This is a genomic window from Nocardia farcinica (assembly GCF_029867845.1).
Taxonomy (GTDB): Bacteria; Actinomycetota; Actinomycetes; order Mycobacteriales; family Mycobacteriaceae; genus Nocardia; species Nocardia farcinica_A.
Genome location: NZ_JARWRU010000880.1, coordinates 1 through 4,806 on the forward strand (window position 1 = coordinate 1; position 4,806 = coordinate 4,806).

The following is a 4,806-nucleotide window of genomic DNA, read 5'->3' on the forward strand; positions in this document are numbered from 1 at the left end:
ATCCCGAGCGCTTCCAGCAGTTGCTCGCCGCCGTGCGGCCGCGCATGACCGAGCGGGTGGCCGACTTCGTCCGGCTGGTGGTGCCGGTACTGGCCGAGGCGCATCGGCTCACCACCGCGCTGGCGGGCACCAGGGAAGCCGACATCGCCGAGGATGTGCGCGCCCAGCTGGGCGAGCTGGTGTTTCCCGGTTTCGTCTCCGAGTTCGGCAGCGCCCGGCTGCGCGAGGTGCCGCGCTATCTGCGTGCGGCGCGGGCGCGGTTGGAAGCGCTGCCCGCGTCGGCGGTGCGGGACCGGCAGGGCATGGTCGAGGTCGATCGTGCGATGGCCGCCTACGACCGGCTGCTGCGCGCACTGCCGGAGAATCGGCGCACCGCACCGGAGGTCGTCGAGATCTGGTGGATGATCGAGGAACTGCGGGTCTCGTTGTTCGCCCAGAAGCTGGGCACGCCCTATCCGGTGTCGGCCAAGCGGATCGAGAAGGCGATCGCGGCCGTCCGCCGCTGATCACACGGTCGCGATCAGCGAATGGTGCGCGAAACGCGCTGCGCGCCCGCGTCGTCAGTCCGCGGCGGCTCCCGCACGGGCCCTGGCCGCGCGCATCGCGCTGATCTCGTGTTCGAAGTCCTCGGCCGAGGTGAAGGACCGGTAGACCGAGGCGAAGCGCAGGTAGGCCACTTCGTCGAGATCGCGCAGCGGACCGAGGATCGCCAGGCCGACCTCATGGCTGGGCACCTCGGGCGAGCCCTTGGCGCGCACTGCGTCCTCGACCTGCTGGGCCAGCAGGTTCAGCGCGTCGTCGTCGACTTCCCGGCCCTGACAGGCGCGGCGCACGCCGCGGATCACCTTCTCCCGGCTGAACGGCTCGGTGACGCCGCTGCGTTTGACCACCGACAGGATGGCGGTCTCCACCGTGGTGAAGCGCCGTCCGCAGGACGGGCAGGAACGCCGCCTGCGGATGGCCGCACCTTCCTCGGCTTCGCGCGAGTCGACGACCCGGGAGTCGGGGTGTCGGCAGTACGGGCAATGCATCCGAGGTCCTTCGTCCGTGCGTGCCCCTCGCATCCGGTCGCCCCGGTGGGGCGGCCGAGCCCGGCGAGCACGTGTCCAGGCAGGTAGGCAGTATGCCGAGTTTACCCGTCCGAAGTCAGGACAGCACTTGCCACTGCGTGCCGAGATCGGCCAGCAGCTCGGGCAGGCGCGCGACGAGCCTGCCGTTCGCCAGTTTCTGCCAGTGCGTCTCGCCGAGCACGGCAGCCGCCAGCGGCCGGTTCGTCATCAGCTCGATGTGCCGTGGCACGAGGTCACCGGTGATGTAGGCCCAGCGGGTGTCACGGTCGGCCCAGTTGAAGTCGGGCAGCGGCGTGCGCAGCACGATCTCGCGGCGGTCGACCGTGGCGCGCACGGTGGCCGGGGCGAACACGCCGGGGGCGCGCACACCGGGCACGCCGGGCTTGGCGGCAAGGGTGCTGATGTAGGTGAGCACGCGGCCGATGCCGTCACGGCCGGAGGAGGTGACGTCCCACTGGTCGGCCACGATGTGGTTCTGCTCGCGGTCGGTCATCCGTATCAGCGCGTCGACGCGGCCCTGCTCGGTCCCGCTGTCGAGAGCGCGCCAGCCGTCGAGCAGGTCGGCGTCGAGCACACCGGCTCGCGCCAGCTCCTCCACGGCGGCGAGCCCACCGGCGAGATAGGCCTCGTGCATGGGGACCAGGTCGGTGAAGATGTGCTTCTGCATGATCATCAGCCGCTGCTGGTACCAGGCGATGTCGGCCGCGGACAGGCGCGCGCCCTGGGTGACGAGGGTTCGTATGTCGGCGGGCAGCCCGTCGACCAGTTCGGCGGGGGTGCCCGCCAGCGCGTCGGCCACGGCGTTGCCGATCGCGTGCACACCCGGCGCGTCGAGGACGCGGCCGATGTCGCCCGCGTCGAAGAAGCCGGACGCGAAGGAGCCGCCCGCGATCGCGGCCAGGCCGGCCCAGTAGAAGCCGGGGTGGGCCGCGGCCAGGCGCAGATAGTTGACGTAGACCTGGTTGAAGGTGTGCTCGTTGGGGGCGACGCCGCGGCTCGGATCCCAGGCGACGGGGTCGATCTGCGCGTTGGCGAGCGCGACCGTCAGCCAGTACTGGTGCAGCAGCGTGCCGTAGCGGGCGGGTTCGACGCCGTCGGCGCGCGCGGCCGCCACCGCCGCGCGCAACGTCGGCTCGTCCAGCGGCAGCGCCGGATGCAGGGCGCCGCCGTACTCCCCCTCACCGTTGACGCTGGGCAGATCGAGATAGGCGGCGTAGGCCGGAGCGGGCCGGGCGGAGGCCGAGGGCAGCCCGGCCACGAGGACGGACAGACACAGCAGGAGCACGGAGCAGACCCGTGCGGCGAATCCGGTGGTGCGCGGCGTCATCGCGAGAGCCCCCGAGGGTCGATCACGGCAGCGGGACTGCCTGGGTTACGTCCGCAGCACAGTAGCAACACGTTTCAGAAATCGGTCGATTTTGCCGATGAATACCCGCTCACGCCCGCTATCGCAGAGATGACACACGTTCGATTTCTGCGGCCCCCGTCAGACCGCCCCCGCTCGACGGGAGCGGCTCGGGCACGCCCGCGCGCCACTGAGTGAGCAGCAGCATGGCGATGACGAACAGCGCGGTGACCAGCGCGGCCACCGCCAGCGCGGCGAAGCCGACCTCCGCGCGCTCGACGGGCGTGCTGGAGGCGGGCCGGTGGGCGCTGCGACGCGGCGCGACCCGGACCCGTTCGTACCGGACCGGTGTGCCCGCGGGCCTGCCGACCAGCGGCCTGCGATCGACCCGCCGCACCCGCTGGACATCGCGCCCGGCACCCCTCCGCTCGCGCCGCGGCAGTCCACGACCCGCGGCGCCGAGCCCGCCGTCGGCGCAGGCCGCCCCGAAGGGCGTGACGATGCCGCGATACTCCTCGGGACACACCTCCCCCCGGCCGGAGCCCGCCGCGCCGCCCGCGGCCCGCGCCGCGCGGACGGTCTCGGACGACGGGACGAAAGCGGGTGCGGGAGAACGCATCTGATGGTTCATCGGCCAAACCTCCGTGGGTTGCGGGACGACGTGGCGCGGGAGACGACGAGGCGGCAGTGACGTTCGCCGGTGCGGCTCGCTCATACTGTTCGCTCACATGTTCGACAGAACGTATGTTCGAATGTTTCTAGCACGCTCGCCGCGCGCTGTCACGACCAAACCCCGACGCGAGTCGAACGGATGTTTGAAGAATCACCCCCGCCGGACTAGATTCGGACACGACGACAGACGACGGGAAGGGCGGGCAGTGGTGAGCCGTACAGACGACACGGTGGACGAGAGCGCGGTCGCCGCCGACCCGGCCGGGAACGGGGCCGAACTCACCGTGCGTCAGCGCAAGGTGCTCGACGTGATCCGCACGTCGGTGAGCGAGCGCGGCTATCCGCCCAGCATCAGGGAGATCGGCGACGCCGTCGGCCTGACCTCCACTTCCTCGGTGGCCCACCAGCAGCGCGCCCTGGAGCGCAAGGGCTATCTGCGCCGCGACCCTAACCGGCCGCGCGGGGGGGACGTGCGCGGCCTGGACGAGGCCGTGCGCGCCGTGACCGCCCTGCCCGGCGGCGCGCCCGAGCCCGGCGAGACCTCCGCCGACCCGGCCCGGCCCACTCCCACCTTCGTGCCCGTCCTCGGCCGGATCGCCGCGGGCGGGCCGATCCATGCCGAACAGGCGGTCGAGGACGTCTTCCCACTGCCACGGGAGCTGGTCGGCGACGGCTCGTTGTTCCTGCTGCGGGTGGTCGGCGAGTCGATGGTGGACGCGGCGATCTGTGACGGCGACTGGGTGGTGGTGCGCCAGCAGAACGTTGCCGAGAACGGCGACATCGTGGCCGCGATGATCGACGGCGAGGCCACGGTCAAGACGTTCAAACACGACGGCAAGGACGTCTGGCTGATGCCGCACAACCCGCTGTTCGATCCCATCCCCGGCAACGACGCCCGTATCCTCGGCAAGGTCGTCACCGTCATCCGCAAGGTCTGAGCGGCCATCCGGGCACCGGAGCAGGTGCCCGGCCGCGCCAGGAGGCCGGCCATGTCCCTCGGCAGCGCACCGCAGGAGCGCCGGGGCTCACCCGCGCTGGTCTGGTACGCCTCCTACGGGTCGAACATGCATCTGGACCGCCTGCGCTGCTATCTGGCCGGCGGCTGTCCGCGCGGCGGGGCGATCACGTTGCCCGGGGCTCGCGATCCCCGCGACCCGGCCCGCTCGGTCGGCGTCGAACTGCCCGGCGTGCTGTACTTCGCCACCGAATCCCTGACCTGGACGGGTGGGCGGGCCTTCTACTGTCCCGACGCGCCGGGACGCACCGCGGCTCGCGCCCATCTGCTCACCGTCGAGCAGTTCTCCGACATCGTGGCCCAGGAGATGTACCGTCCGCCTGGCGCCGACCTCGACCTGAGCGCCGTGCTGGCCACCGGTCGCGCCGCGCTCGGCCCCGGCCGCTACGAGACGCTGGTGCACGCGGGCGACCTGGACGGGCACCCGATCCTCACCTGCACCGCGCCCTGGCGCCACACCGATCTGCCCGGCAATCCGCCCTCGGCCGCCTACCTGCGTCATCTGGCCGCGGGACTGGCCGAATCGCACCGCTGGCCGCGAGCCCGCATCGCCGAGTACCTGGCCACCCGCCCCGGCGCGGCGCCGGCCGGGGCCCCGGAGGGCCTGGGCGCCCCCCAAACCGGCGCGCCGGGGGACGGGAGGTGAGAAATTGGGCCGGGTACATGGGTTTTGTGCGCCAGTGCCCGGGTATTGCCCCCTAAGT

The 4,806-nt window shown here is 72.0% G+C and carries 6 protein-coding genes; 3 read left to right on the forward strand and 3 right to left on the reverse strand.

Features of this window, described 5'->3' with window-relative positions:
• A partial coding sequence (locus QH283_RS19235; RefSeq protein ID WP_280504377.1) for a DUF3418 domain-containing protein occupies positions 1-506 on the forward strand: 506 nt, incomplete at its 5' end.
• Positions 507-560: 54 nt separating this feature from the next.
• Here QH283_RS19235 and nrdR read toward each other — a convergent pair.
• From nrdR to QH283_RS19250, 3 genes are all read right to left on the reverse strand, one after another.
• Complete coding sequence (gene nrdR, locus QH283_RS19240; protein ID WP_280504378.1) at positions 561-1,031, reverse strand: transcriptional regulator NrdR; 471 nt, start codon at positions 1,029-1,031, stop codon at positions 561-563.
• A 115-nt stretch (positions 1,032-1,146) separates the two neighbouring features.
• The gene (locus tag QH283_RS19245) at positions 1,147-2,397 is read right to left on the reverse strand and encodes a hypothetical protein (protein ID WP_280504379.1); all 1,251 of its coding nucleotides are present in this window, start codon (positions 2,395-2,397) and stop codon (positions 1,147-1,149) included.
• Positions 2,398-2,515: 118 nt separating this feature from the next.
• On the reverse strand, positions 2,516-3,046 hold the full coding sequence (locus QH283_RS19250; protein ID WP_280504380.1) for a hypothetical protein: 531 nt from the start codon (positions 3,044-3,046) through the stop codon (positions 2,516-2,518).
• Between the two features lie 271 nt (positions 3,047-3,317).
• Here QH283_RS19250 and lexA point away from each other — a divergent pair, with 271 nt between their 5' ends.
• Entirely contained in the window at positions 3,318-4,025 is a 708-nt protein-coding gene (gene lexA, locus QH283_RS19255) for a transcriptional repressor LexA (RefSeq protein WP_280504382.1), read from the forward strand.
• 51 nt (positions 4,026-4,076) lie between these two features.
• Positions 4,077-4,748, forward strand: a complete 672-nt coding sequence (locus QH283_RS19260) for a histone deacetylase (RefSeq protein WP_280504381.1) — start codon at positions 4,077-4,079, stop codon at positions 4,746-4,748.
• Positions 4,749-4,806 lie beyond the last annotated feature (58 nt).

Coding starts and splice junctions, on each gene's coding strand:
- nrdR (WP_280504378.1), bottom strand. CDS start 1,031: ATGCATTGCCCGTACTGCCGACACCCCGACTCCCGGGTCGTCGACTCG.
- QH283_RS19250 (WP_280504380.1), bottom strand. CDS start 3,046: ATGAACCATCAGATGCGTTCTCCCGCACCCGCTTTCGTCCCGTCGTCC.
- QH283_RS19260 (WP_280504381.1), top strand. CDS start 4,077: ATGTCCCTCGGCAGCGCACCGCAGGAGCGCCGGGGCTCACCCGCGCTG.
- QH283_RS19245 (WP_280504379.1), bottom strand. CDS start 2,397: ATGACGCCGCGCACCACCGGATTCGCCGCACGGGTCTGCTCCGTGCTC.